Here is a 26,967-nt window from a genome sequence, read left to right on the forward strand (position 1 = left end):
AGTTCCTGCTATCTGGAAGCGGCAGTAGGCAGCTTGCCCTTTACTGTCTGCAAGTCAGACCACCCCGGCCGATCAAGTTCGATGAGACGGCGGTATCGCTCTTCCCCAGCCAGCAATTGTTCGTGAGAACCCTGCATGGCAATCTTTCCATTTTCCATAAAAATAAGTTCATCCATCTGTTCCGCACCAATCAGGTGATGGGTGACCCAGATCATCGTTTTGCCTTGCAAGCTGTCCAGGATAGTCCGCATCAGTTCGCGTTCCGTCACCGGATCAAGCCCTACGGTTGGTTCATCCAATATAATAACAGGTGTCTCCCGAAGCAGTACCCGGGCCAGAGCGATCCGTTGCCTTTCCCCACCAGAGAAACGCAGCCCCGTCTCCAGCATCGGTGTATCATATCCCAGCGGCAAGGATTCGATCAGACCGGATAACCCTACTTGGGCGGCCACCTGACGAATCTCCTCATCTGTTGCATGTGGACGACCAATCCGCAAATTATTGGCTACCGTGGTGTCGAACAGGTGAGGACTCTGATTCAACACTGCGATGACATCAGTGACACTCTCACCCAGGATCTGCACAGGCATATTATTAATATGAACTTTCCCCGCAGACGGAAGTAATACCCCCTGAATCAGCTTCAACAATGTCGATTTGCCGCCGCCGCTTCGTCCAAGAATAGCCAATCGTTTGCCTTGTGGCAGATGAAGGGATACGTCCTGTACAGCGTAGGAATTATCTGCTGCATAACGGTAACTTACGCGATTAATCTCGATGTCTGCTCTGAGTTTGGGTGGAATGCGAAGACGAATTCGTCTGTCCGGGATAACATTCGCAGCTGGCAAGGACTCGGATGGCTGTCCAGCCATCACGTTGCCGTTATTTACTACAGAGATCAAGTCGCCCGTTCCATCCGCATCACCGGCTCCATTCTGCAACGGAAGATGCTCTTTCCCTTCGAGCTGTTTCAAGCGATCCAGCGATTCCCGGTACTGTGGAAGATGCTCCACAGCATCCCCTACAGGCAGAAGTGATTCCGTAAGTGGAAATAACACCAGTACAAAAGCAGCAATCATCACGGCAGGTAAGTGCCCGACAGAAGCGGCGTTCCCGGCCCATAACGTAACCGATAATACCATCAGGCCAATGACGCACTGGGCCATCAGATCACGCCAGCGTGTCCAGCGCCGCAACTTGCGACGAACCGCGTCGACCTGTTCTTCTGCCTCTTCCTGCTGCTGAACAAATTCGGCCGCTCGTCCACTTGCAAGCCAATCTCCCAGTCCAAGCACACCGTCAGTCAGACGGGTATACAACCTGCTGTTTTCCTTTTTTAGCCGTATACGCCATTTCCACGTCACTTTCAGCGAGATCGCAGGTAACACGGCAACGAGAAATAACATATACAAGCCCATCCACACCGCAAATCCCAGATCAACACTGCCAAAAGCAATCACAGCCCCACCGTACATCACGAGCGCCGTAACCGCAGGGAAGACTGTACGCAGATAAATATCCTGCAACCGCTCCACATCATCGGCCAGTGCTCCGAGTACATCTCCGGTCTGCATGCGAGACCGCAGGAACAGGGCCTGTGGCTCCAGAATGCGATATAACTTCACCCGTTGATCGGCCAACACCCGCAGTACGGCATCATGTCCTGCCAATCGCTCGATATATCGAAAGACAGCGCGGAATATCCCAAATGCACGTACACCAACAATAGGTACATACACCATCAGAATATTTTCAGGACGCAGCGCAGACTTGGAGATCAGAAATCCGGAGGTGAACAGCAGCAGTACCGCACACAAGGCAGCGCATGTGCCCAGCGCAATGACTGCGATGAATCTCCAGCGGTACTGTGCCACATACGGAGCGATCCAGCTATTTTTTTCTTTTCCGTTACGAACGGTCTCCATATGTTCATATCCGGACTTCATTTTATATCGCCTCCATCTGGGCCTGAATCATCTGATAATATACACCTTGCCTTGCGAGCAATTCCTGATGTGTTCCCGTCTCTGCCACCGTACCGCCGTCCATAACAATAATCCGATCCATATGTGGCATCCAATGCAGACGATGGGTAGCCAAAAATACAAGTTTTCCTTCAAACAGCGGCAGCATCGTCTGTTTCAGTTCATACTCTGTTTCCACATCCAGATGTGCTGTCGGTTCATCAAGCAACAGGATGTTTCGTTTACTAAGCAAAGCTCTTGCCAGCGCCACCCGTTGCTCCTGCCCACCACTGAGCTGTCTGCCACCAGCGCCAATGGGCTCATGCAGTCCACCGGATAATGAGGACAGTATCTTGGTTAATCCGGCAGCGCTAATGGCCTTCGCCACTTCCGCATCCGATGCCTCCGGCATATAGAAACGAACGTTATCGGCCAGGCTTCCACTGAAAATATACGGATGCTGCGGGATAGCTGCCGTCTGTCTTCGCCAGGATTCAAGCATATCCTGTGTCACAGGCTGTCCGTTGGCTAATACTTGGCCTGAAGTAGGCAGCTGAAATCCAGCCAATACGTCAATCAACGTCGATTTGCCTGCTCCGCTGGCGCCAATAATACCGATTTTGCCAAGACCCGTGATCTGAAATGTGACATCCTTTAGCGAATAAGGACCTTCATCATCATGCCGTACCTGTACATCCGTTAGAGCCAATCTGCTATTCTCATTCCAAGAGAACACTGAGGAAGAGGAAGAAACAAGCTCAGGAGTAGTAGAAACAGAAGCAGGATCAGGAGCACGATGCCCCGCAGCCGTTTTATCTTTCAACACGACGCGTATGGTCGAAGTAGCAGCTTTCCTTTTACCCAAAGATAATGATGGTGTAGATCCAGCCTCGTCCTCTGCCGTAACCGGATGTGCAACAACATTTGCATAGGCTTCTTTTTGTTTCTGTTCAGCAGCTTTCCCCCGTTCAATCACCTGGTTAATGGCTGCTCCTGCTTCCTTACCGTCCAATGTGGCATGATAATCAGCGCCGAGCATACGTACAGGCAGGAAATATTCGGGTGCCAGAATCAGTACCATCAACGCAGGGCCAAGCAGCATATGTCCCTCCGTCAGACGTAATCCCAGACCAACCGCCACGGAAGCAACGGACAACATCGTAAAGAAGTCGAGGGCAAACGAAGAAAGAAAGGCCATGCGCAGGGTAGACATCGTTGCCTTCCGGTACCGCTGACTGACCCGCAGAATGGACCCTTCATGTGTTTTGCTCTGTCCCAATGTCTTTAGCGTCTCCAGCCCACGCAGGGTATCAACAAAATGGTTAGCGAGTGCTTTGTAGGATCTGAATTGTCTGTCTATCTTACGCTGCGCTGCGAGGCCAATCAGAATCATGAACACGATCAGGATTGGTAGTGTCAGCATCAGAATAACCCCGGACATCAGATCCAGCTTGAATACATACAGCAAAACGACGATCGGTGTGAATCCTATGCCCAGCATGCGAGGAATGAATAGTTCGAGATACGTCTTGTATTGTGCTGTTCCCTCACGTGCCAGTGTAACCAGATGGCCTGTGCCTTCCGTCTTGGCATAACGCGGCCCAAGTCTGAACCACTGCTCCACCATCTGTCTGCGCAGATCAGTCCCTGTCTTCTCCGCATATCGTGAAGTCACGAGTTGTAACCAAAAGGATAGGGCGTAGCGGGCGGCAAAAGAAGCCAGGAACAGCAGCAGTACAGGATACTGCTCCGTTACGGATGAACCTTCAAACAATGCCGTGATGGCCTGTGCCAGCCATTTGGCTTGCATAATGATCGTCATCGCCTGTAGCATCACCAGCGCTGAGGCCAGCGCAAGTACCGGCCGGATGCCCGGCAGCTTCATCAGTCCCCGTCCCATATCAGTACTCCAGGTGGTGCTGCTCGTTCAGACGTTTGCGGAAGATATAATAACTCCAGATCTGATAGCCAAGAACAAACGGCAGCAATGTGCAAGCTACAATGGTCATTACTTTCAATGAATACGCACCCGATGCGGCATTGTATACAGTCAGGTCATACGCCGCCCCAAAGGAACTCACCATCACTCTTGGGAACAGTCCGATAAAGACCGAGGCAAAGGCAATTGCAATCACTGCTCCAGTCATACCAAAAGCCCAGCCTTCACGCTTCTGACGAACAAAGTATGCCGCAAGTGCAAGCGAAACTGCGCCAAGTACAACCATGATCCAAAGAGCCCAGCCGCGTACGGCGAACACATCCGTCATGAAATACGTCATTAACGCGTAAACGGCGAGCAGTGCAGCCAGCGGCAGCATCAATTTTTGCGCTGTCTTCAAGGCACGCTCTCTGAGATCACCTACTGTTCGTAGTGATGCAAACAGCAATCCATGAACCAGACACAGCAGGGTTACGCTCAAGCCACCAATCACGGTGTACGGATTAACAATATCGAGGAATCCAGCACGCAACTGCATCTCCCCATCAATGGGCAGACCTTTCATCAAAGTGGCAAAAACAACCCCGAACAGGAACGGTAAAAGCGCGCTGGAGACCACAATGATGATGTCCCATGTTTTGCGCCAACGCTGCTGTTTCATTTTACTGCGGAATTCGAAAGCCACTCCGCGGCCAATCAAGGCCAGCAACACCACCACAAGTGGCAGGTAAAAACCACTGAACAACGTGGCATACCAGTGTGGGAAGGCAGCAAACATTGCTCCCCCCGCCGTAATCAGCCATACTTCATTACCATCCCAGAACGGACCGATCGAGTTGATCAGAGTCCGACGTTCGCGGTCCGTTTTGGCAATAATACCTGTAGACATCCCCACACCAAAATCAAAACCTTCCAAAAAGAAGAAACCAACAAACAATACGGCAATCAGCAAAAACCACAACTCACTTAGTGACAACGGAATAACCTCCATCCACGCCGAACGGATCGGCCGATTCATCGTGATCTTCTGGTTTCTCGACCGCAAATGGTCCTGCTTTGATCTCACGTACGAACAGGTATACCATCACGATTCCGAGAACCGTATACGCAGCGGTAAAAGCGATGGTCGAGAACAGGATCATTCCTGCGGATACGTTCGGCGAGACCCCGGCTTCGGTTGTCATATAGCCAAATACTGTCCATGGCTGTCTTCCTACCTCGGTCATAATCCAACCTGACGTATTGGCGATAAACGGCAAAGATATGGCGAACACCATCAGACACATAAACCACTTTCCAGCGACCTCCAGCTTCTTACGCATGGCTAGGAACGTACCGTATAGCGCCAATGCAATCATTAAACCACCCGCTGCGATCATAATGCGGAAACTCCAGAATGTTGTCCGTACCGGCGGGATGTAGTCCCCCGGTCCATACGTCTGTTCATACTCAGCTTGAAGCTCCTTCATGCCTTTGACACTACCGGAGAACTTGCTGTAGGACAGATAACTGAGCAATCCAGGGATTTTGATCTCACCCGTACTCTCCTGTTTATCCGGATCGATAAAGGCAACCACCGTCCATGGTGCCGGATCTTCTGTCGTTGTCCATGTGCCCTCACTGGCTGCCATCTTCATCGGCTGTGTCTCCACCAAATATTGCGCCTGGAAGTGACCCGAGAATGCGACGCCGAATGAAGAAACAAGCGCGATAATGATCGCAATATTAAACGATTTGCGGAAGATCTCCACATCCTGCTTTTTCATCAATTTGTAGGCACTGATTCCGGTTACGACGAAGGCCCCTGTCATCAATGCCCCAAAGATTGTATGTGGGAACTCGACGAGAAGCTGACCATTCGTGATAAGTGCAAAGAAATCATTCATCTCGGCTCGGCCGTTGTTGATCTCAAACCCGACAGGATGCTGCATAAATGAATTGGCTGCCAGAATCCACAGCGCGGACAGGAATGTGCCGACAAACACCAGCCAGATGCAGGCCAGATGCACTTTTTTGGATAAACGATCCCATCCGAATATCCACAACCCAATAAATGTAGACTCCATAAAAAACGCGAGTAACGCTTCAACAGCCAGTGGCGCACCAAACACGTCCCCCACAAACCGCGAGTACTCGGACCAGTTCATGCCGAACTGGAATTCTTGCAGAATACCTGTGACAACCCCGACAGCAAAGTTAATCAGGAACAGTTTGCCCCAGAACTTGGCCATCGTTTTGTAGATCTCCTTACCCTTAACAACGTACAACGTCTCCATGATTGCAACCAACAGTACAAGACCGATGGATAGCGGGACAAAAAAGAAATGGAAAATCGTTGTAAGTGCATATTGGATACGCGATAACATAATCGGATCCATACCGTTACCCCTTCTTTCTGTTCACTTCGCAGTATGCGTATTTGGCATTGAAGCTGCACCTTCGCTGTCTGTCCGCCAAATACGTTGATGAACGTATTGTGCCAGATTACCTATTTTATACATGTGATAATTATCACAATCTTCGTCTCTAGAGCAAAAAAAAGTGATCCTGGTCACACAAAAGATAAAATTCAGCCTATTATCACAGCATGCCAACTGCATCTATTCATGGAAGATACTCATGTTTGGGACGGAATGCCCATATGTTAGTCTCAGGCATATCATGCGAAGTACCGTGAGAGCTTTACATATGAAGTGAAAGCATGAAGTACATGCAGAGTGAATGACGCACCATATTACAGTCAAGGTGAGGTGAACTATTCATGGAAAAACCTGCGCCATTACCAGGTGAAGACGCCGAAGCCAGCCTGGATAAGGCCAGTACAACACAGCCCCCTGTCCGATATGTTCTCTTCCCTCGCAAAGGAGGCTGGTCATCCTTTCCCTATCCCGATATTGCTGCACTGCTGTCGATTGAGGGAGAGGTCTACTATGTCAGCAGCCTGACGCAAACAGAAGATGTACCTCCGGTCATTACCGTCATCTCCCTCCCTGAGGCCGAGCAGCTATTGCTGGAACCTCGCACCGTAGCCGTAGTCGCCCATCCCTACTGGCTAATGGCTACGGCTTCGCTGGAGCCTGAGCTATGTATTGCCCTGCTCCCTGAGCCTGCTGGAAACGAAGCAGAATCTCCGCTATGGGAGAGCAGTATTTCCAAACTGGTCGGCATCGCCGATCTGGTAGGCACATCCTCCGAAACACGATATATGAAGCTGTTATTCCAAGGCGTACGTGCCATCTGGCTGGGCGGAGAGGACCCTGCACCTGCGGGGACGATGCAAAAGGATGATCTCGAAGTCCCCCTCCGGGACTACGAACTGCTCTTCCTGCATGCGCTGTGGCAGATCCTGTCAGGCACTCCGGATAGCGTCACCCTGCTTCAATGCAGTGTACGTGCCGACTTCTACCGACAGCTCCGAGCCAAAGCAGGTGCACATGAGACGATATCCTTTTTGCTGGCAGCCTATGAGTACTTGCTTGAAGATCCGCGGGCCGTCCATTCGTTGCAAGAGTCCTTCACCCATGCGGTCATGAATGGTCGCAGTGATTGTGTAATCTCCCATTATCGATTCCTGTCTGCCATTCATGCCCGGGCTGGACAGTTGGAGGACGCCCTGCGGGTGTACGGAATTAGTGCAGCAGATGAACAAGAACGGCATCATTATGAACAGTTATGTCGCTGGTTTGAGGCGGGAGAAGATCAACTTGTACGAGCGGAACTACTCCGTATGAACGATGATTACGGAAACGCCCTGCGTATCCTGGACGAACTTGGCGGAGAAACCGCGAGACATTGGAAATTCCGCATCTTCCAGGAGACTGGACGTGTGGAAGAGGCACTGGCTCTGGTGCATGCAGTCGATATTCAGGATGATGCCAGTCGCCGGGATTATCAGCAATTATCGGGAAGTGCGCTGGCACTACGAGGGGAACGGCACGGGGCCGTCCGACATTTCCTTGAGACAGCATTGGAGGATGAAGAAGCACTGGCCCGGATTGTGGAGCTGGAGCTGTTGGATCATGCTGTACAGCAATTGCTTGGGGAGGTGCCATGATGCTGGACCCGAAGAAGCGTAGACAACAGTTGAATGGGCCAATGGTGCACAGGGATATCCGAACCGAAACCACTTTCGCGCCAACCGAAACAGTGGATCGAACACATACAGATGCATTGGGAAATGGCGATCACACGCCGGATCGTGCAAAACCAACACAGGACATCCGAAGCCAAGTGCATCACTGGGGCGACACACAAGGTCAGGAAGAACAGAATGCTGCTATAACACAAGAGGAAACAAGTGTATTCAAAGAGCCCTTCTCCATTCGTCGGGTTCGCAAAAGCAAAGGCAACAAGCTCACCGCCATGCTCCAGGTTCGCAATGAACGTGGCCGATACCTTGAAGAAGTATTGCATGATCTGAGTGAGTTCGTGGATGAGATCGTGATTGTGGACGATGCCAGCACAGATGGCACCCCGGACATATGCAAAGCCTATCCAAAGGTGGTCCGTCTGGAGGTATTGGAGAAACCGTTATTCGCCGAGGAATGGCGACTTCGCAACACCTTATGGCAAGCGGCGGCGGGAACACGTCCCGACTGGTTGCTCTCGGTCGATGCGGATGAGTTGTACAGCTCAGAGGCGAAGAAAGCCATACGCACTCTGATTAATCAGGAGTATGCAGACTGGTTTGCATTCCGTTTCTACGATATGTGGGGCGGCCGGACCCACTACCGGGAAGATGATCTCTGGTCTCTGCACAAACGGCATACCGCTTCACTTGTACGGTATATGCCTGGATATCCTTATTTTTATCCACAACAGAATCATCATGTTCCCCGCCTTCCCTTGTCCTGCACGGTATTGCCTGGGGTCAGCACGGAATTGAAGGTTCAGCATCTCGGATGGGCAGGCAGTCTGGAGGACCGGGTTCGTAAATATTTGCGTTACAAACGCATTGATCCTGGCGGTGAGTGGGGTAATCTTGCACATTACGAGTCTATTCTCGATCCGGAACCTCGGCTGATTCCCTGGAAGGAGGGAACGTGAGATGGGCGTGGTGAGTATTCTGACGCATAGTTTCACCGACGGGTACAACCGGGAATTCGGTCGTGTATTTGGGGGTGGACTGGAGCGTTACATTCTGGATCTGTGCAGTGTCATCCGGGGACTCGGGCATATTCCCGAAGTTCATCAGCTCTCTTATTTTGAAGCATTCCAGACTCGGACGGAGCAGATTGACGTATTTGGTTATTCGTACGACATGGATAATGTACCGGAAGCCTTTGACCGGATGGCAGCCGCAGCGCGCGGCCCAGTGATCTATGCCAGCTGTCTGTGGCAACCCATCACCTACAAACCCGGTAGTCTTGGCATCTGTCACGGCATTAACTGGGATCGTCCCGGACTGCCACTGGAGACCAAACAACAAGTCGCGGAACATATTCAACTGGCTCTGGATGGACTCGTGCGCATTGTATCCGTGGATTCTCATTTCCAGACCTTTTGCCGGGCTGCGTGCACCTATACCGATCCAAGGCAGGTTGTCCTGATTCCCAATGCAGTGGATACGTCCTATTTCACACCAGCCCCACCAACACGGACCTTCGAGCAGAAACAGGAAGACGAATGGCTTGTCGCATGGAAGAATGATCTGGCGAGTCATGAAGAGAATGTTGGCGCAGTTATATCAGGGGTGCAAGCTGTAGAAGGTAAGGGTGGAATGAGTCGTGATGGGGCGAACAATGGTAAGGCTAACGGAGACGGAGGTAGGGATACAGATAGCGATCAAGAACGAAAGGAGAAAGGAATGGTAGATCTCCATTTGCAGTTATCGAAACGGGACGAAGCTGAAGCAGATGGCGAAACGTATAGGTTTGCTCATAACCACCGGAATTCAACGGATTGGGCTACGGAGATTCTAGTAGAAGCAGATGCTGAGCATCAGGTTAATGGTCCGATTCAGGGACAGGTTGAAAGGAAAACTGTAGATGCCCGGATGACCTCTCCCCGCCCAATTCGCATTATCTATCCGCGCCGCATCAGCATGGAACGAGGTATTATTCCAATGATGCTGGCGGCGGATAAACTACTTGGAGCCTTTCCGGATCTGGAGATTGAATTTGCCGGGGAACTGGTCGAAGGCAGCACGGTCGGGAGAGTCTTTCGTTACTGGCATCGTACTCATCCACATGCGGAGCGAATTAACCAGCGCACGTATGATTTCCGGGATATTCGGGAGGCCTACCATCAGGCAGATATCGCTGTGATTCCAACTGTGTTCTCGGAAGGCACCTCCTATGCCTGTCTGGAAGCGATGAGCTGTGGACTTCCGGTAATCGCCTCCAATGTTGGCGGATTGAATGATTTGATTCAGGATGGTTTTAATGGGCTGCTGGTACCTCCTGGTGAGCAGGAACTAACCGCTGCACTGGTACATCTTGTACAGGATCGGGCCGAGCGAGAACGACTGGGAATCTATGCGCGCGAGACTGCACTGTCGTATGATCTGGCCAGGTGGCGGAGCCGGTGGAGCACGGTGTTGGAATCTTTTTTGGCAGAGACAGGATTGAAGGAGGGAATTCGGGGATGATGGATACGCCCAAGGCAACGGAATTCATGGAATCAAGATACATTCGGCAAAGTGACCCTAAAACGGACACATTGGTCTTCCCCCTGCATCCGGCATGGTGGAGCCGTCCTTATGAATATGAATGGGCCCGGCGATTTGCACGTCCAGATGATGTCGTCCTTGATGCAGCCTGCGGCATCTCCCATCCATTCAAATTCTGGCTTGCCGAACACTGCCGCGAGGTTCACGCCTGCGACTGGGATGAACGTATTCTGTCTGAAGAGGCGATAAGACTGGATATCGTTTCTGATTTTGGGGAGCAAGCCGCCCAGGATCTGCCGGAATCAACTCTCGTCCGATTGCACCGTGCAAAGGCCAATCTGGCGCAGCTTCCGTACGAGTCGGGTAAGTTTGATCGGGTGTTCTGTATCTCTGTACTGGAACATCTGGATACGGGCACGATGCTGCGGGCGTTTCGGGAATTCGCCCGGGTGCTGAAACCAAACGGACAGTTGATCGCTACCTTCGATGTGCCCGAGATGCGGCCGGATCTGCTGGAGACAATCATGGCTGTCACCGGATTAACCATTGAAGATAAGCTGAATGTGAAAGAGCCAGACGATGCCATCTGGTCTGATATGTACGGCACCCCGATCCGCTGTTTTCGAGCGGTGATATGCAAAGGTTGAGACAAATTGGGTTACGTTGAGTTAAGTGCAGAGTGGAAAATTGAGGGCTTGAGAGTTCGACCCATTAGCAACGGAACAATACACGGTTCGGGCAATGCTCCGATGACCGGTAGCTCCGTTGCTTTTGCATTTTCAATCGGATGGGCAAGTGCGGGAATATGTGGGGATGTACAGGGGTTGGAGGTTGGGGACTGGGGACTAGTGATTAGTGATTAGTGATTAAAGATTAAAGATTAAAGATTAAAGATTAAAGATTAAAGATTAAAGATTAAAGATTAAAGATTAAAGGAAATTATAGGTGTACCAGTAACATGTTGCACTGGTTGGTGTACTCTTCGGCATAGGCTGCGCCAGGTGCTGTTAGGCGCAGCAGGGTGTGCAGGCCCGGCGGGATTGTCGTCGCCGGGCGACCTGTGGCGGCAGGTTGCCGCGCAGTGAGTTGGGCCGATTCGGCCCATTCACGCGCCAGGTTCTGCCGCCCGGCGAGCAGCGCGAGCGTGCCCGCGAGGAGCGCGTGAGCGGTGCGCTCCGAGGCGGGCACTTCGTCCGCGTGGGGCTGCTGCGCGCCGTCAGGCGTGCCGCATAGCGCAAGCAGCCCTTCGCGGACGCTCGCGGGTGCGCGCAGCAACCCGCAGCGTGCCGCAGGCGGAAGCGCTGCAAGCAACGCCAGCGCGCCGCGAGGCGGCAGGGCTTGCAGCAGGCGCAGCCATGCGGCCCAGGCGCCTACGCCGGCGAGCGCTTGCGCAGCCGCGAGCACGCCGCCCGGCGCGGGCGCGGCTGGGCCGCTGGGCGTTGAGGCGCGGAGCGGGCTGCCGCTGCTGCACGCCAAGGCGCTGATGCGGGCCAAGGCCCCGCGCAGCAGCAGCGCCTCAGCGGCGTGGGCCGCAGCGGGCAGCGCTGCCGCATGGCGAGCCGCCGCTCGGGCGTTGCGCCCGCCGGGCTGCTTGTGGCCCAGCGCCCACAGCGCCAGGGCCGCCTCTGGCCCGTGCTGCGCATGTGCCGCCCAGGGCTGCAAAGCCGCCCGAGCCGCGGCGTCCTCGCCCAGCTGGGCCAGTGCAAGCCCGGCGGCCAGCGGCTGTGCCCGCAGCGGGCCAGCAAGCGCCGCCGCATGACGCAGCAGCCAATCCGGCCGATGCGCGGCAAGCGCGGCCGGGATCAACGCTTGCCATGCCGCAGGCGGCAAGCTTACCCGAGCGGCTGCGCTGGCAATGGCATGTGGCCGCCCTGTGGCCGCGGCCAGCAACAACAGCCGCTGCCATGCAGGCAAGCTGCCGGGTTGCATGCCCAGCGCCGCCGTGTATGCGGCTTCTGCCTCTGCCCAGCGGCCAGCCCGCTCATATGCCATGCCTTCCAGCGTCAGGCTGCGGTAGGTTCCAGCACCAGAGACTGATGTATACCTGCCGGCTGTAGAAGCAGCTGATTTAGCCTGTTTTAACCAGTTCAAGGCCACATCTTCTCTCCCTTGATCCAGTTCTAGTACAGCACCAAGCTCCAACAAATCCGGGAAATCCTCATACACGGGTGCCCATGCTTCCACCACAGCAAGCGCCCTGTCCGGGCTGCCAATCTCTCGCCAGGCGTAAGCCGTTTTCAGCACCAGATCCGAGTGATATCCACACTCCGGTATAAGCTGTGCCAATAATGGCTGTAACAACCGGAGTGCTTCATCATACTTCGCTTGCTGAAACCATTCGGCGGCCAGAGCATATAACAACTCCGGTTGATCTCCCTCCTGATTCAACGCGGAACGAATCAACTGCATGTTCCGTGCGCCTTTATTTTTGTCGGTAATCACCTGCTCCAGATATCCGTAATGAATGACTTCAAGTCCAGAATGAAGCACACCTTGCGGAGCCAGAGCCATGATGGAAGAAGCAATCTCTTCATGAATTCTGCCCTGAAAGGCAATTCGGGGATCATTTCGGAACAATCGACATACTGCATCCGTCACACGCTCTTCACCGGACACCCCCAGCAGACTTGTGACCTGTATCCAGTATCCCCATACGTCGTCCCTGCTTGTCGCTAACAACTGCACGAGTTCTGCCTTCATCTGCGGAGTCTGTGCCCATACTTCATCCGCATCAAGCACCAGAATCCACGGTTTCGTAGCAGCGGCCAGTGACAGATTACGGGCTTCACTGAAATCTCCGTTCCATTCCGTACCAATTACAACGGCACCATGGAGACGCGCAATTTCAGTTGTATCGTCTACCGAGCCTGTGTCCACAACGATGATCTCATCCACAACATCCCTGACTGCATTCAAGCACCGCTGGAGTGACACCGCTTCATCCTTCACGATCATACACAAGCTAATCCCTATGCCCATATTCATCACCACCCCTCACCAACGGAGTTCAGCCCCATCCAATACCCATCTGCTTTCACCTTAACTCCCGGACCTGCCTGATCCCTCTCAGCTCTCAAACCCGTTCGCTCCCGGCAACTCCAGCCGAATATGCTGAACGACAGGCCAACAACGGTGCCGCTGTCCATCTGCATGCTGAGCGAGCACCTCCAGATGATGATCCGCAGCACTGACCAATCCTTTCACCAGCCAGCTTGTTCCCGTCAGGGTATCCGAAGCCCCAGGGAACGACTCCATTTCATTCACCTTCCCTTTTTCCTTTTTCCCTTCCATCTCTTTCTCCTTCTCTCCCACTCGAACGCTCTGTCCCACCGATAATCCTTCTCCCGCCAATTGCTGTCGACACATCTGAATCAGGCTATGCAGCTCTTTCCATCTCCCTGACTGTACACATCCTTCCATCATCAGTCCGAGCGCCTGCCAGCCATCATACTCTGCTCCTGCAACCGTTCCGTCCATACCTGAGTCCGTGTCCTTCTTCTTTGTCGCTCTCAGACCAGCAATTCGTCCTGTCTGCACATCAGGTTCTTCATTCGTTCCTTCACCCACCTGCGAACTAAGCTTCAACCACAAGGTTAATGGATCATCTCCGTTGACTTCCTTACCTTCTATCCACTCCAAACGTTCGAGCCATCGTGCAGACGAGATCGCGAGTAGCCCTTTTTTCCGTTGCACAGGTTCCAATTTCAGACGTGCCTTGTTCCATCTCCCCTGTTGGATTTGGAGCATCGCCTCCGCCACAGATAAACGCTCCCTCATCTCTGCGGAAGGTTGTGAAGATATACCCGATAACAATTGCAGAGCCGCATCATAACAACGAGATTGCTCCAGAATGCCCAATACTTTGTGTGTAGCCTCTTCCGAACTGAGTGCAAAGTGCTCCCTCACCAGCTCTGGAATCTGATGTTCCTGCCCGGAGACTCGCATAATTCGGAATATCCGATAGAGCGGAGGTAACAGACTCGATTTGGCACGCACCGCTTCCACATAAGCATTCACCGCACCCTCCAGATCTGCCCTTCCTTCCAGTAACCGCCCTAACGTATACCACGTCTGATAGGTGCCGATGCCTTCTTCCGTATGATATATGGGTGGAGGTGGTCCCATGCGAACAGCTTCACGGAGCGAATATTCTGCCTGATCTGCATCGCCCAATGCGTCTGCACACACCCCGCGATGGTGCATCAGATCCGTGTACTCTGGAAAGAGTTCAAGTGCAGCATCAATGCGATCTAATGCCTCCTGCCAGCGATTCAGATGCTGGAGACAACGAACTTCATATTTGAACAGCAAATGCGCGTAACTGGTCACCACAGGATCAATCCCCATCCGAGCCACACCAAACGTCTCCAATGCCCGCTCCGCTTCCCCCACACGCAGATACTCGACACCCAGATTATAGTGATGGAACGGCTGATCCGGTTCTTCCTCCACTGCCTGTTGCAGCAGGCGAACATTGCGGTTCACCTTATCTTTGCGCTCCACAATCGCCGTCTGATACCCATAATGATGGATGACCATGTCCGTCACATGAAATGCAGCCTCTGGATTCCCACGACAGATCGCCGCCGCAATCTGCTCATGAATTCGACCTTCGAACCGATGCTCCGGGGCATTACGGAAGAGACGCAAAACCGGATTCACGGTAACCCCCTGCTGACCCGTACCTGTATAGTTATGAATGTTTAAAAACAATCCGTCACATCCGCTGACCGCCGTCCAGCTCCTGATCTGCTCCCGCGCAGCCCTATCGAGCGCCTCGTCCGCATCAAGAAAGAGAATCCAGTCGCCGGAAGCGCGCTCCAGGCCAGCATTCCGTGCTGCGGCAAAATCTTCGCACCACTCAAATCGCACAACCAACGCGCCATATTGCTGCGCAATCTCCGCGCTGCGATCCGATGAACCGGTGTCCACCACAATAATTTCGTCCACCGCTCCCTGGACACTGGCAAGACAATGAGGCAGCCACTCTTCCTCATCCTTCACGATCATGCATAGGGAAATTCGTTCCGCTCGCAAGCTGATTCCTCCTTTCCTTTGCATGGAAAATCGTACGCCACGGGATGCCTTCGGTCGTTCGCAGCCTTTTTTCCAGTTCATTATGTTGTGCAGCGATTACCCCTGAAGACGGAGAACGAACCAATTCCTGCCGAATCGCCTCCATTGCCAATTGCATGTAACATACAGCTGCTCCAACTCGGGCCTGCCACATATCAGGCTCCCGCTCCAGAGCCTGCTCGAACAGAGAGAGCGCTTGATCATTGTGGCCTTTGGTATACAGCGTTTCACCCAGCCAGAATAACCCTTCGGCATCCAGCTCACTCTCGGTCATGCACTGAATCAGGATGTTCGCGGCTACCATGGTATACCCCTGACGATACAGCAGACTTGCAAACTTTCGCCTTCGAGTTAAAGTCGTTCCCCAATGATCACACATCATCATGGCTCGCAACTCATGCAGTTGCTCAGCAAGTGTGAGCTGTCCTGTCTTTACGGCTTGCTGCACAACCTTCTCTGCTACCATTTCTGCCTGCGGACCCCATTGAATAAGCTTCTGTTCTTGTGACGCAGGTTCCATGCTTCGCGGCTCTTTCGATAGCTGATCCAGCAGTCGATCCATGACCTTCCAAACGTTCTTTTCTTGTGGAAGCGTAGTTGTGAGGAACGCCTCGGATAATCTTAATCCGTTGGCCCAACAAGCCAGTGCCCAATCCATTCTGTGCTCAGCCAGCAGATTGACTTCATGCACACACCCCACGCTCCAGTGTTCTTCTGCCAGTTGCAGTGCTTCGGAAACCCTATTCGCACACAACATCCAATGTATTTGATCCGCTACATGGATACGAGCAGTACACGCATCTGCATCCAGCATTTTCAATGCCTGTTCATATGCTCCACAGCCTGTTAGAACATGAATCATTTGCACCAGATGATCCTCATTTTTCACTGCATATGATTGGGGCATTTCACCACAAATCAAATCACCGTGATCTGACTCTCCGATCTCTCTGCTTCTGGAAAGTAATGTTTCTGCTATGTTCTCATCCGTTTCACCGGATTGTTGCAGCACGTCTGCCAACCCGGCCCATGCCGGAGCATATGTGAACATGCTGTCCAATGCCAGCCCATACAGATGTGCGGATTCATTCAGGAATCCCCGTTTCTGTGCAAGTCTTGCCATGGCGGTATAGGCTCTGTAACTGTCAGAACCTGCTTCCGTTACATATAACGCGTCTAAAGCGCTACCGCCATCACTGTGTCCAACACGGTCTATTCCCTCCCGGCAGTTCGTTGCTCGGGCATACGATTGATATGCACGCTCCTCCAAACCTTGCTGCTCCAACGTCTCCCCATACAACAGATGCAGATCAGCATAGGATGGATAACGCTGTCTTTCCACAGCCAGAATTGCATGCGCCTCGTCGTAATGTTCCGATCCTACAAGGGTCTTTGCATAATCTCTAACCAGTGTAGAACGATATGGCGCGAGCGACTCTGTCAGGCGCAATGATTCACGGAACGCTTCAATTGCCTGTTCGACCTGACCAAGCTGGCAATACGTTACTCCCAGATTGTACAGGTGAAAAGGCTGTGCAGGCTCATCTGCGAGTTCCCGCTCAATCAGTTTCAAATTACGTCTTGGCTTATGCTCTTGCGCAATCGTTGAGGCCAGATATCCATCATGAACCAGACATAGTGGAGCAAGCGGTTCAGTCTCGATCAATTGGCTTTGTTCATCTGTATAGGTCTCGCTCTTATTCATATCAGCAGCCTCATCCAGGACAAGCTTGCTTGGCATACAACGAACCAACTGCTCATGGATGCGCCCCACATATCGATATCCCTGATGAGCACGGAACAGCCTCACTGGCTGAGAGATAACACTCTCTTCTACCCCTTCACCGTATCGATTTTCTATGGTAATACGTAATCTGGAAATACTTTTATGGACTTTAGGTAAATAATTCAGCAGTTCTTCCAATCCCTGCGTAACGTACTCATCCGCATCCAAACACAGGACCCATTCCGTGCTCGCCAGAGGCAGACTGATATTTCGTGCATGGGCAAAGTCATCTTCCCAACAGGCGTGCAACACCGTTGCTCCGTACGTTCTGGCGATCTCTGGTGTACGGTCAGATGAGCCAGTATCGGTGATAAAACATTCCGTACTGATATGCTTCAAGCTGTCGAGACAGCGGGGCAGGTGATGTTCTTCATTTTGCACAATCATATGAATTCCAAGTATACGGTTCTTCAGATCCAACCACCTCCAATACAAAAAAGTACATGAAGTCCACCAAAGGAACTCCATGTACCTATATGACAAATAAATGGGTTATGTGCCTTGTCCATTGAAGAACACATCAATCGTGCTTGGTGCGCCGATTAGGCTGGAGCGGTAGGAAAGACGCGTGTATTTGAGAAAACGCTGCGGTACCAATACATCGACTGACCCGGACAAAATGCCCGTTACCGTCGTTACATCCGTGTACCAGTTCGTTCCGTTGGCGCTAATCTCAACAAGAGCATCTACCCGGTTTACACCCGGCCCCCGGTTATATACAAAAAAAGAATACGTGCCAAATACACTGGTCGTAACCGCCGGGAGCGCTGTGAAGGTGTTGGCGGTCGGGGTGCTTATGAGTTGGGACTCCTGAAAACTCTTCTGTGAAATCGACGTCACACTGCTAAGTGTTCCTGCGGTAATTGTAGCACCCAGCACGCTGGTGATTGTACCATTTAGCAGGTTTGTCAACGTACCCGCAGTTACCGTTGCGCCAAGTACGCTTGTAATGGTTCCGTTCAATAAGTTTGTCAGTGTTCCTGCGGTAATCGTTGCTCCCAATACACTCGTGATCGTACCATTCAGCAAGTTCGTCAACGTTCCCGCTGTCACCGTGGCCCCGAGCACACTCGTGATTGTTCCGGCTGTAATGGTCGCTCCGAGTATACTTGTGATGGTACCCGCTGTAATCGTTGCTCCAAGCACACTAGTGATCGTTCCAGCGGTAATCGTTGCTCCCAATACACTTGTGATCGTACCATTCAGTAAGTTTGTGAGTGTTCCGGCGGTCACCGTGGCTCCGAGCACACTCGTGATTGTACCGTTCAACAAGTTTGTCAGCGTTCCTGCTGTTACAGTTGCCCCGAGTACACTAGTGATCGTTCCGGCGGTAATCGTTGCTCCCAATACACTTGTGATCGTACCATTCAACAAGTTTGTCAGCGTTCCTGCTGTTACAGTTGCCCCGAGTACACTTGTAATCGTTCCCGCCGTGATCGTTGCTCCCAATACACTCGTGATTGTACCATTTAGTAAATTAGTCAAGGTACCTGCTGTTACTGTGGCTCCGAGCACACTGTTGATCGTACCTGCTGTGATCGTCGCTCCAAGCACACTCGTGATCGTTCCGTTCAGAATGTTGGTAATGGTTCCGGCGTTAATTGTAACCGTGGTCAGACCTGAGATGTTACTGATGGTTCCGTCCAAAATAATGCCAACCACGTTCCCGCTCGTATCCGTTCTGACAGGCTGGGCTGTGCCTGTACTATCTTGACCAAAAATCAACGTTCTCAGATTATCCGGATTCGTATTAAACGTTGTAAAGTTAGGCATGTTCCTCGTCCTCCTCCCTGGTCAAATCTGTGAGATCATACTCCCTTACGGCATACGCTGTGCCTGAAAGTAAACATCGAGCCGGGTCGGCTGATCCGGTTCAACGGATCGAATGGCAAGCCGGGTATAATGCAAAAAACGCAAGGGTACCAGCGCTTTGGTCTGTCCTCCCGCGACCACCTCCTGGCTGTCCACAGCATAATCCACGGCATTGGGGCTGATCTGGATCTGTACAAGAGCCGGATGTTTTCCCCGATTCACAACGCCATAGGTATAAATGCTGAGTGATGAGGTGTCTTGTGCCGGGAGTGAATCCATGCTGCTACTGGTTTCGGCTCCAACATACGTATGCTCTGTAAAACAATGAATAGCACCAGGGAGTTTCGTACGTGAGGAAGCACCCCGCTTGAACCGGGGACGAGTAATCCGGGAACAAGGGGGTTTCAGCAATTTAGCGCGGCAGGAATGACGGGAGCGGCGGCGACTGACATATTTAGTTGGTTGCTTCGTTCTCTTCTTGCTTTGCTTCGCTGTTCGACTCATCTCGATTTCCCCTTAAAAAATGTGCTTACGCATCGTATGCCCGGATTGGTTATACGGGCACGGCAACCGCCGTTATTTCCAGATATACGGCTCAGTCCCCAATCCATTTTGCTTCTTTTCACATACACTGCAAGTACAATGAAATGAGAATCAATCGGAATGTTGCTCAAATGAGCTGGTCTATGGGAGGTGGATGAGATGACCAACTATAATGTATTCAACCAATCTAATCGTCCCCTGTTTACTCAACTGACCAATACCTTCTCAGCCCCGGGCATTGAAGCGTCACCAGACAGCGGTGCAGCTGCTGCAGGCAGTTTTTTTGCCCTGACGACCAACAATACCTTAATTCCTTCCAACCAGAGTCTTCTTCTACAGATCCTGAATGCGGCAGGCAGCGGCCGAACAATACGTATATCCAGCCTCACAGGAGGCACAACAGCGGCAGCTACTCTTGTTATCTATTCAGGAGGAACCGTGACTGCTGGTAGCACACCAGTGCCCGTCAATACGTTACTTGGAAATGCCAACGCCAGTGTAGTTACCACAAGACAAAATACAGGTACCCTGGGGGGAACCTTCACGAGCATTGCAAGTATTCCGCTCACCGCAGGGATGTATTCACTGGGTCTGAATGGCTCCATTGTTGTTCCGCCTGGACAATCACTATCCATTAGTTTAGGAACTGGCAGTCAGACTGCCGCGATTAATCTCTTCTGGTGGGAATTCTGAGCATGATCCTGATAAAAGGAGGTGCACACTGTGCCAAACAATAATGTATTTAATCCATTAAATCTGCCCATCTATACGTCCAACACCAACACGTATATTTCTCCTGGCATTGTTGCTCCTCCGGAGAATAATGCTGGCAGTACAGGCAATCTGTACAATGCAGGTTCCACCAACTCCACAACACTGGGATTGCTCGGAGGAACGGTTATCGCCACCGTACAATTGGCCAATCCAGCAGGGAGTGGGAAAACCCTATACGTATCACGGCTCTCTGGTGGAATTACGGTCTCACTCAATCTGTTATCTTCCTTCAGCGGTTCCATGAGTCTGACCGCGAATGGAACGCTGAGCTCTCCCAGCACACTAACATCGGTGAACAGCAATCTTTCCAGCAGCAATACCAGCGTAGCCATCGTACGATTCTCTGCTGCTGCGCCTTCAGGAACGACCCCATTGATGGCTATGCCCCTTCAAGCAGGGCCGTTTCTATCCAATGAATATGGCCGTTACGTGGTTCCTCCGGGTCAAGCCATTAACCTCTCTGTCAGCGGATCACTTTCGGTTGGTGGACTGATGGCCTCCACTGCTTATTTTGCTTGGTGGGAAGTATGATTCGTTCAACGATGTATTACAAAGGCAATGTGCGCAAACAGCCGCCTTCGGATGAGTACCGAAAGCGGCTGTTCTTTATATTGTAGATGGATGATTACATGTCCAGGCAAAGGCTATCAGGCCGATTCCTGTGGAATGATCTCTTTTGCTTCAGACACGAGAGGCTGCTTCCCTTCCCACAAGATACGCTGTAGCAGAATGCCGGCAAGACCAATTACCAGCGTAGCGAGACCGATATATTGAAAGGTGGGGCTCGGCCCCGCAACTCGAATGAGCGCTCCACCTGCAAGTGGAGCTACAACCAGTACAACACTGGACAGTGAATTTTGAATGCCAAAGACGCGCCCTACATAGGCAGGAGGGGTTTCCTTTTGCAGCAAATAATTCAGAGTTACCATAAAGAGTCCATTACCCAGCCCAATGCAGAGGCCCCAGATAATAACCCAAATTTCAGGTGTTTGTGGGCCGACCCACCCCAGCGCAGCAATTCCGGCACCCACGAACAGATATCCTCCACCCAGTCCCCAACCATACCCAATTCTCGGCAAGCGATTTAACAACAAAATGATGACAACTGCCCCTGCTCCTGCAGACGATCCCAACCAGCCGAGCAGTGATTCATTACCTGGCTTGATCTCCCGAAACAGGGTCGTAAACTGATAATCAATCATAAGAATGGCCATGAGTCCAAAACAGCCGAACAGAATCGTACTCAGCACGGTGCGACTGCTCTGAATAAAAAGCCAACCTTGCTTCCACTGGGAGAACAAAGATTCCGATCCCTCCTTCTCACTTGCAGCACTTCCGTCTGATTCAACGAACTCCGACTTCTCCACCAAACGCCGCAAGGGCCATAATACCGCACCCGACAACAGGCGGGTACAGGCATTAATGACAATACAGATTTGTGGTGAGAAAAAGGCCAAAATGACTGCACCCAGAAGTGGTCCCGCCACTTTCGAACACTGGCTCACAAAACCGTTTAGGGACGATGCCTGAAACAGATGCTCCTCTGCCACCACCTGGCGGGTTAACGCCTGCTGAGCCGGAACATGGAACACTCCCATCATGGCACGCAGGGCGAGCAGTGGAAGCAACCAAGCCGGGCTTGGTGCGAATAAAATAGCAACGGTTAATCCCACGGTTATCACGTCACACAGGATCATGATCTTTACTTTGTGCAGACGATCAGCCAGGGCACCTGCAAAGGAGCCCAGCAGTATGCCCGGGACAGCCATACATACAGGAATAAGTGCAATGATCAGTGGATCAGCACCCCAGCGGTAGGCCACCATCACCTGGATGGCAAGCGCATCGAGCCAATCTCCAAACGTAGCCAGCGAGTATGCGATAAACATGCGGACAAACCGGAGGTTGGTCCATAAGCTTTTGAAAGATTGCGCAGATGAGGCGGGTGATTCGATGGATTCATTGGATGTGGGTTCATTTGAAATGACGGTCATACATGTACTTCCTCCCTTGATTACAGCCAATTGTGGTCTGTATGTTCCTTGGCTGTAATCATAAAGGAGTTATATCAGAGGAAGATCAGAGGATGGGGATACAGGAGACAAAAATTGACGTACTTTATCTACAATTTGTGATCCATATGCGGGGACGCCGTAACTTTTACCGATCTCTGCATACACTTGACGATATTTGCTGCGAAGTCTGCCTTCAATTCGATGATGACCCAGGAATAGGAGAATCTGATATGCAGCATTCAGATATAGCGGTGCGTTCAGCGACATCTTCAATACATCCAGGCCATCATCCATTCTTAACTCTGCCTCACGAATCCGTCCCTGCCGAAGTAACCATAACCCCTCCATCACCTGAAAACGTCCGATCTCTCGCAGATAGGGTGCATCCTTCAATCCTGACCGCAGGACTGCCATCTGGGCCTCAACAGCTTCACCGCTGCCACCCCACAGTTCCACATATAACGCTGCAAGTGCTACAGGCAGTCTGAAATTCTTGAGTTCGTCTGTCTCTATTACACGATATGTTTCTTCCAGCTGCTCTTTCGCACGTTGATATTGGCCCACCTCTACATAGACTTCGATGATGTTCAGAATGCGGAGTTCGCGAAGCTGATCGACAGATAATGCCGATGAATTCAGCGCTTGTTCATACAACTGAATACTATCCGCTGGCTCGATCAGGGGGTGCACGAAAATCAGTAGCCAATATAGTCGCTCCTCAAAAGGAATTTCTTTCGTTGTAATCAGCCATTCCAGATCTCCCTGTATAAAACGGATATACAACTGATAATACGGGACAATCTGAATGCCAAGTGCTTCCTGTTGTTGAACCAGGGTCTGTATGGCGTTTCCCTGCCCAAACACATGATATTTACGAAGTAATCCGTGAATGACCTCCTGCATTTCTGGGTCCTGAGCAGAGGGGCTAGCGGGTAGAGCGGACTTATTCTCATGCACAGCAAGCCGATATCCGTAGCCCCGTACTGTATCCAGACGGATCTCATCCCAGCGCTTCAATTTCTTGCGCAGGCGATAGATATGATCGTCTACAGTGCGTTCAACCGGATATTCGAGCGGCCATACCCGATCCAGCAATTGGCTGCGAGTGAAGGCTTTTTCCTTGTTTTCATACAAAAAATGCAGCAGTGCAAATTCCTTGGCGAGCAGGCGAATGGACTCTGTACGCCGCGTGACCGTATATGTTCCTTCATCCAATTGCAAAGACATGCCTGGTTCCTCCTACTATGTATAATTCGCTAATCCGAAATCGTATAGATTCATTCCATTTTTTCACGTGTTCAACATAACATAAAAACCCTTTGCGAGAACGCAAAAGGTTTTTATAGTCTATCTTATAGATGGCTTAGATTGCAGATCACGCTACGTATATCTGTTCTTCCAACAAGTGTTACCTTGCCTTAACCCAGCACGACACGATCATCTGCCATTTTTTTACCGCTAATCCGTTCGAATTCACCAAGCAACTCAGGTACAGTCAACGTACGCTTGCGCTCTTCGCTGACATCCAGAATAATTCGGCCTTTGTCCATCATGATCAGACGGTTACCCAGACGAATAGCCTGCTCCATATTGTGCGTTACCATCAATGTAGTCAATCTCATCTCTCGCACAAGTGTCTCCGTTAGTTCCGTGATCAGTTCGGCACGTGAAGGGTCAAGGGCCGCCGTATGTTCATCCAATAGCAAAATTTGCGGCTGGGTAAACGTCGCCATCAGCAGACTGAGCGCCTGCCGCTCCCCGCCTGACAATAAACCGACTTTCGCGTTAGGCCGCTTTTCCAGTCCAATTCCCAGCTTCTCCAGTTGCGTGTTGAAAATCTCCCGTCTGGCACGGGTAACTCCGAAGCCCAGTCCGCGTCCTTTGCCACGTTTGTATGCCATCGCCATATTTTCTTCAATGGACATATGTGGTGCTGTTCCTGCCATCGGGTCCTGAAACACCCGGCCAATCCAGCTGCTGCGTTTATGCTCCGGCAGGTTTTTAATGGAGCGGTCATTGATCAGCACATCGCCCATATCCGGCTTCATCACACCCGAAATAATGTTCATCAGCGTGGATTTACCCGCTCCGTTACTGCCAATCACCGTCACAAAGTCTCCCGGATTCATTGTCAGATTCACACCAACCAGCGCGGTCTTCTCATCCGTTGTGCCTGGGTTAAACAGCTTGGTTACTTGCGTAATCTCCAGCATGATCACATACCTCCCTTCGCCTGTTGACCACCGGATCGCATCAACTCTTCCGTTCGTTTGCGAGCCAGACTACGCTGCTTCATGGAGCGCTGCATAGTAGGGAAGACCAATGCAATAATAACAATTACCGCGGTGATCAACTTCAGATCAGATGTATCAAACCATTCCACTTGAAGGGCAAGCGCGACCACAATCCGATAAATAATTGAACCAACGATCGCTGCAAGTGTAGCCCAGAATACCGTTCTTGCTCCAAGAATAGCTTCACCGATAATCACGGAAGCCAGTCCGATAACGATCATGCCAATGCCCATTGTAATGTCCGCAAAGCCTGATTGCTGTGCAATGAATGCACCAGACAGGGCAACCAATCCATTGGATAAGCTGACCCCTACAATCGTAGTCACATCCGTGTTTGCACCAAAACTGCGAATCATGCGTTTGTTATCACCTGTCGCACGAAGGGCCAGTCCAACATCTGTTTTCATGAACAGATCGAGCATGATTTTAAACACCAGTACCACGATGATAATTAACACCATGACATGCTCACCTGAGAATGGATTATCCATACCCATAATGGATTTATTCGGTGCACCAAGGATACGCATATTAATGGAGTAGAGCGCGATCATCATCAAAATCCCGGATAATAATCCGTTGATTTTGCCTTTGGTATGAAGCAGACCTGTACAAGCCCCAGCCACCATGCCGCCAGCCATTGCCGCCAAACAGGCGAGCCAAGGAGAGAAGTCATTGGAGATCATAACCGCCGCGATTGCGCCTCCTGTTGTAAAACTTCCGTCTACGGTAAGGTCAGGAAAATCGAGTATGCGGAACGTAATATATACACCAAGTGCCATCAGTGCATATAAAAGCCCCAGCTCGATCGCCCCTTCAATTGAATTCCAGCTTATACTCACACTACTTCCTCCCTGTCTATCGAAAAGAATGAGGCGAACCCGTTGCATGTTCGCCTCGCATCCATACTGCCGGATTGCATTCCAGTCAGATTATTGAATCAATCTCATAACTCATTATATTGATTCTATTGAATAATGTTGTTTTCCTGGTCTTTAACTTCCGCTTTCATCTCATCCGTAACCGTGATACCTTGGGCTTCAGCCGCTTTCAGGTTCAGGATCAGATCCAGTTTGTCCGGAACGGTGACTTTCATATCACCAGGTTTTGTACCATTTTTCAGAATGTCCGCGGCCATCTCACCAACCTGATATCCATGGTCATAATATTTGAAGCCAACGGTTGCGAAAGCTCCTTTTTCAACGGTATCCCGATCACTGGAGAAAAACGGAATTTTATTACTGTTTGCCGTTTGGATGATCGTATCAACCGCACTCACGACAGAGTTATCAAGCGTGATGTAGAAAGCGTCTACTTTGCCAACCAGAGAATCCGTAGCCTGTTTTACTTCCGATGTATTCGTAACTGGTGCTTTCACCAGCTTGATATTATGTGTTGCGAGCGCTTTTTCAGCGTTATCTGCCATAACCACCGCATTTGGTTCACCTTCGTTAATGACCAGACCTACCGTTTTCACATCCGGCAGATTTTTGGCGATAAAGTCAGCCAATTGTACGATAGCCTCCGGATTCGTGTCGGATGCACCTGTAACATTGCCGCCCGGCTTATCCATATCGGTCACCAGTTTGGCACCCAACGGGTCCGTTACCGCTGCGAACAGCAATGGCTTGTCCTTCACTTGTTGAGCCAGAGCCAGCGCAGATGGTGTTGCGATGCCGAGTACAAGATCATTTTTGGAATCACCCGAGATTTTCTGTGCAATGGACAGATTGTTCGTCGAATCACCTTGCGCATTATTGTAATCGATTTTGAGGTTCTTGTTCTCTTCAATGCCCGCTTCCTTCAGGGCTGCGATGAATCCTTCACGTGTAGCATCCAGAGATGGATGTTCAACAATCTGCGAGATGGCAATCTGATATGATTTTTCCTCGCTTCCTCCACCTGTTGTAGTCCCTGATCCTTCGGATTCCGAGCCTGTACCGCTGTTATTTCCACAACCTGCTGCAACGATCATTGAAGCAACCATCATCAGTGACATCCAAAATTTCTTTTTCATGTGTGAGAACCCCTCTCCATCTTATAAAATGTGGTTACCCTTATCGATCTGAATTCCATTGACACGATAGGGCGGGACAAAACGAACGCTTCAACGCATTGTTGCTTTGATCGACAAAAGCAGACAAATATAGACTT

Annotated in this window: 21 protein-coding genes; 7 read left to right on the top strand and 14 right to left on the bottom strand. The window is 51.2% G+C overall.

Annotated elements, in window-relative coordinates; all coding sequences use genetic code 11:
* Positions 1 to 8: 8 nt before the first annotated feature.
* Genes cydC through MKY66_RS28400 form a run of 4 tightly spaced genes read right to left on the bottom strand, consistent with a single transcriptional unit; the run spans position 9 to position 6,281 of the window.
* On the bottom strand, positions 9 to 1,946 hold the full coding sequence (gene cydC, locus MKY66_RS28385) for a thiol reductant ABC exporter subunit CydC (protein WP_083657394.1): 1,938 nt from the start codon (positions 1,944 to 1,946) through the stop codon (positions 9 to 11).
* Position 1,947: 1 nt separating this feature from the next.
* On the bottom strand, positions 1,948 to 3,864 hold the full coding sequence (cydD, locus tag MKY66_RS28390) for a thiol reductant ABC exporter subunit CydD (protein ID WP_076216785.1): 1,917 nt from the start codon (positions 3,862 to 3,864) through the stop codon (positions 1,948 to 1,950).
* A gap of 1 nt (position 3,865) precedes the next feature.
* Positions 3,866 to 4,921 carry a cytochrome d ubiquinol oxidase subunit II gene (gene cydB / locus MKY66_RS28395; RefSeq protein WP_244898245.1) on the bottom strand — a complete coding sequence of 352 codons (1,056 nt, stop codon included), beginning with the start codon at positions 4,919 to 4,921 and terminating at the stop codon, positions 3,866 to 3,868.
* On the bottom strand, positions 4,866 to 6,281 hold the full coding sequence (locus MKY66_RS28400) for a cytochrome ubiquinol oxidase subunit I (RefSeq protein WP_076216786.1): 1,416 nt from the start codon (positions 6,279 to 6,281) through the stop codon (positions 4,866 to 4,868). The genes cydB and MKY66_RS28400 overlap by 56 nt, the downstream gene beginning before the upstream one ends.
* A 383-nt stretch (positions 6,282 to 6,664) precedes the next feature.
* On the opposite strand from MKY66_RS28400, the gene MKY66_RS28405 reads away from it, so the two are divergent.
* Genes MKY66_RS28405 through MKY66_RS28425 form a run of 5 tightly spaced genes read left to right on the top strand, consistent with a single transcriptional unit; the run spans position 6,665 to position 11,376 of the window.
* A complete protein-coding gene (locus MKY66_RS28405; protein WP_076216787.1) occupies positions 6,665 to 7,957 on the top strand; it encodes a hypothetical protein in 1,293 nt (430 codons plus the stop codon).
* Positions 7,954 to 8,949, top strand: a complete 996-nt coding sequence (locus MKY66_RS28410; protein ID WP_256704373.1) for a glycosyltransferase — start codon at positions 7,954 to 7,956, stop codon at positions 8,947 to 8,949. The genes MKY66_RS28405 and MKY66_RS28410 overlap by 4 nt, the downstream gene beginning before the upstream one ends.
* A gap of 1 nt (position 8,950) precedes the next feature.
* Positions 8,951 to 10,492 (top strand): glycosyltransferase, encoded by a 1,542-nt coding sequence (locus tag MKY66_RS28415; protein WP_256704374.1) that lies wholly within the window; start codon positions 8,951 to 8,953, stop codon positions 10,490 to 10,492.
* Entirely contained in the window at positions 10,489 to 11,160 is a 672-nt protein-coding gene (locus tag MKY66_RS28420) for a class I SAM-dependent methyltransferase (RefSeq protein WP_076216788.1), read from the top strand. The genes MKY66_RS28415 and MKY66_RS28420 overlap by 4 nt, the downstream gene beginning before the upstream one ends.
* Positions 11,161 to 11,166: 6 nt before the next feature.
* On the top strand, positions 11,167 to 11,376 hold the full coding sequence (locus MKY66_RS28425) for a hypothetical protein (RefSeq protein ID WP_076216789.1): 210 nt from the start codon (positions 11,167 to 11,169) through the stop codon (positions 11,374 to 11,376).
* A gap of 76 nt (positions 11,377 to 11,452) precedes the next feature.
* On the opposite strand, the gene MKY66_RS28430 is transcribed toward MKY66_RS28425, so the two are convergent.
* From MKY66_RS28430 to MKY66_RS28450, 5 genes are all read right to left on the bottom strand, one after another.
* Positions 11,453 to 13,468: a glycosyltransferase family 2 protein gene (locus MKY66_RS28430; RefSeq protein WP_179088591.1), complete on the bottom strand. Its 2,016-nt coding sequence runs from the start codon at positions 13,466 to 13,468 to the stop codon at positions 11,453 to 11,455.
* Positions 13,469 to 13,579: 111 nt separating this feature from the next.
* On the bottom strand, positions 13,580 to 15,550 hold the full coding sequence (locus MKY66_RS28435; protein ID WP_179088592.1) for a glycosyltransferase: 1,971 nt from the start codon (positions 15,548 to 15,550) through the stop codon (positions 13,580 to 13,582).
* Complete coding sequence (locus MKY66_RS28440; RefSeq protein WP_339806516.1) at positions 15,507 to 17,762, bottom strand: glycosyltransferase; 2,256 nt, start codon at positions 17,760 to 17,762, stop codon at positions 15,507 to 15,509. The genes MKY66_RS28435 and MKY66_RS28440 overlap by 44 nt, the downstream gene beginning before the upstream one ends.
* Before the next feature lie 105 nt (positions 17,763 to 17,867).
* Positions 17,868 to 19,148, bottom strand: a complete 1,281-nt coding sequence (locus MKY66_RS28445; protein WP_179088593.1) for a DUF6385 domain-containing protein — start codon at positions 19,146 to 19,148, stop codon at positions 17,868 to 17,870.
* 45 nt (positions 19,149 to 19,193) lie between these two features.
* The gene (locus MKY66_RS28450; protein WP_076216793.1) at positions 19,194 to 19,691 is read right to left on the bottom strand and encodes a DUF6385 domain-containing protein; all 498 of its coding nucleotides are present in this window, start codon (positions 19,689 to 19,691) and stop codon (positions 19,194 to 19,196) included.
* Positions 19,692 to 19,889: 198 nt separating this feature from the next.
* Here MKY66_RS28450 and MKY66_RS28455 point away from each other — a divergent pair, with 198 nt between their 5' ends.
* Both MKY66_RS28455 and MKY66_RS28460 read left to right on the top strand, forming a co-directional pair.
* A complete protein-coding gene (locus MKY66_RS28455) occupies positions 19,890 to 20,423 on the top strand; it encodes a hypothetical protein (RefSeq protein ID WP_076216794.1) in 534 nt (177 codons plus the stop codon).
* Between the two features lie 30 nt (positions 20,424 to 20,453).
* Positions 20,454 to 21,035, top strand: a complete 582-nt coding sequence (locus MKY66_RS28460; protein ID WP_076216795.1) for a hypothetical protein — start codon at positions 20,454 to 20,456, stop codon at positions 21,033 to 21,035.
* Between the two features lie 116 nt (positions 21,036 to 21,151).
* On the opposite strand, the gene MKY66_RS28465 is transcribed toward MKY66_RS28460, so the two are convergent.
* The 5 genes from MKY66_RS28465 to MKY66_RS28485 all read right to left on the bottom strand — a co-directional run bounded on the left by MKY66_RS28465 (position 21,152) and on the right by MKY66_RS28485 (position 26,830).
* The gene (locus tag MKY66_RS28465; RefSeq protein WP_083657398.1) at positions 21,152 to 22,498 is read right to left on the bottom strand and encodes an MFS transporter; all 1,347 of its coding nucleotides are present in this window, start codon (positions 22,496 to 22,498) and stop codon (positions 21,152 to 21,154) included.
* Between the two features lie 69 nt (positions 22,499 to 22,567).
* Positions 22,568 to 23,746, bottom strand: coding sequence for a winged helix-turn-helix domain-containing protein (locus MKY66_RS28470; protein ID WP_076216796.1), 1,179 nt, complete (start codon positions 23,744 to 23,746; stop codon positions 22,568 to 22,570).
* A 191-nt stretch (positions 23,747 to 23,937) separates the two neighbouring features.
* Positions 23,938 to 24,732, bottom strand: a complete 795-nt coding sequence (locus MKY66_RS28475) for an ATP-binding cassette domain-containing protein (RefSeq protein WP_036606660.1) — start codon at positions 24,730 to 24,732, stop codon at positions 23,938 to 23,940.
* A gap of 2 nt (positions 24,733 to 24,734) precedes the next feature.
* Complete coding sequence (locus tag MKY66_RS28480; protein WP_036606658.1) at positions 24,735 to 25,655, bottom strand: ABC transporter permease; 921 nt, start codon at positions 25,653 to 25,655, stop codon at positions 24,735 to 24,737.
* Positions 25,656 to 25,780: 125 nt separating this feature from the next.
* Positions 25,781 to 26,830 carry an ABC transporter substrate-binding protein gene (locus MKY66_RS28485; RefSeq protein ID WP_047840843.1) on the bottom strand — a complete coding sequence of 350 codons (1,050 nt, stop codon included), beginning with the start codon at positions 26,828 to 26,830 and terminating at the stop codon, positions 25,781 to 25,783.
* Positions 26,831 to 26,967 lie beyond the last annotated feature (137 nt).

The sequence above is a fragment of the Paenibacillus sp. FSL R5-0766 genome (assembly GCF_037971845.1).
In the GTDB taxonomy this organism is placed as follows: Bacteria; Bacillota; Bacilli; order Paenibacillales; family Paenibacillaceae; genus Paenibacillus.

Coding starts and splice junctions, on each gene's coding strand:
- cydC (WP_083657394.1), bottom strand. CDS start 1,946: ATGAAGTCCGGATATGAACATATGGAGACCGTTCGTAACGGAAAAGAA.
- cydD (WP_076216785.1), bottom strand. CDS start 3,864: ATGGGACGGGGACTGATGAAGCTGCCGGGCATCCGGCCGGTACTTGCG.
- cydB (WP_244898245.1), bottom strand. CDS start 4,921: ATGAATCGGCCGATCCGTTCGGCGTGGATGGAGGTTATTCCGTTGTCA.
- MKY66_RS28400 (WP_076216786.1), bottom strand. CDS start 6,281: ATGGATCCGATTATGTTATCGCGTATCCAATATGCACTTACAACGATT.
- MKY66_RS28405 (WP_076216787.1), top strand. CDS start 6,665: ATGGAAAAACCTGCGCCATTACCAGGTGAAGACGCCGAAGCCAGCCTG.
- MKY66_RS28410 (WP_256704373.1), top strand. CDS start 7,954: ATGATGCTGGACCCGAAGAAGCGTAGACAACAGTTGAATGGGCCAATG.
- MKY66_RS28415 (WP_256704374.1), top strand. CDS start 8,951: ATGGGCGTGGTGAGTATTCTGACGCATAGTTTCACCGACGGGTACAAC.
- MKY66_RS28420 (WP_076216788.1), top strand. CDS start 10,489: ATGATGGATACGCCCAAGGCAACGGAATTCATGGAATCAAGATACATT.
- MKY66_RS28430 (WP_179088591.1), bottom strand. CDS start 13,468: ATGATCGTGAAGGATGAAGCGGTGTCACTCCAGCGGTGCTTGAATGCA.
- MKY66_RS28440 (WP_339806516.1), bottom strand. CDS start 17,762: ATGATTGTGCAAAATGAAGAACATCACCTGCCCCGCTGTCTCGACAGC.
- MKY66_RS28445 (WP_179088593.1), bottom strand. CDS start 19,148: ATGCCTAACTTTACAACGTTTAATACGAATCCGGATAATCTGAGAACG.
- MKY66_RS28450 (WP_076216793.1), bottom strand. CDS start 19,691: ATGAGTCGAACAGCGAAGCAAAGCAAGAAGAGAACGAAGCAACCAACT.
- MKY66_RS28455 (WP_076216794.1), top strand. CDS start 19,890: ATGACCAACTATAATGTATTCAACCAATCTAATCGTCCCCTGTTTACT.
- MKY66_RS28465 (WP_083657398.1), bottom strand. CDS start 22,498: ATGACCGTCATTTCAAATGAACCCACATCCAATGAATCCATCGAATCA.
- MKY66_RS28470 (WP_076216796.1), bottom strand. CDS start 23,746: ATGTCTTTGCAATTGGATGAAGGAACATATACGGTCACGCGGCGTACA.
- MKY66_RS28475 (WP_036606660.1), bottom strand. CDS start 24,732: ATGCTGGAGATTACGCAAGTAACCAAGCTGTTTAACCCAGGCACAACG.
- MKY66_RS28485 (WP_047840843.1), bottom strand. CDS start 26,830: ATGAAAAAGAAATTTTGGATGTCACTGATGATGGTTGCTTCAATGATC.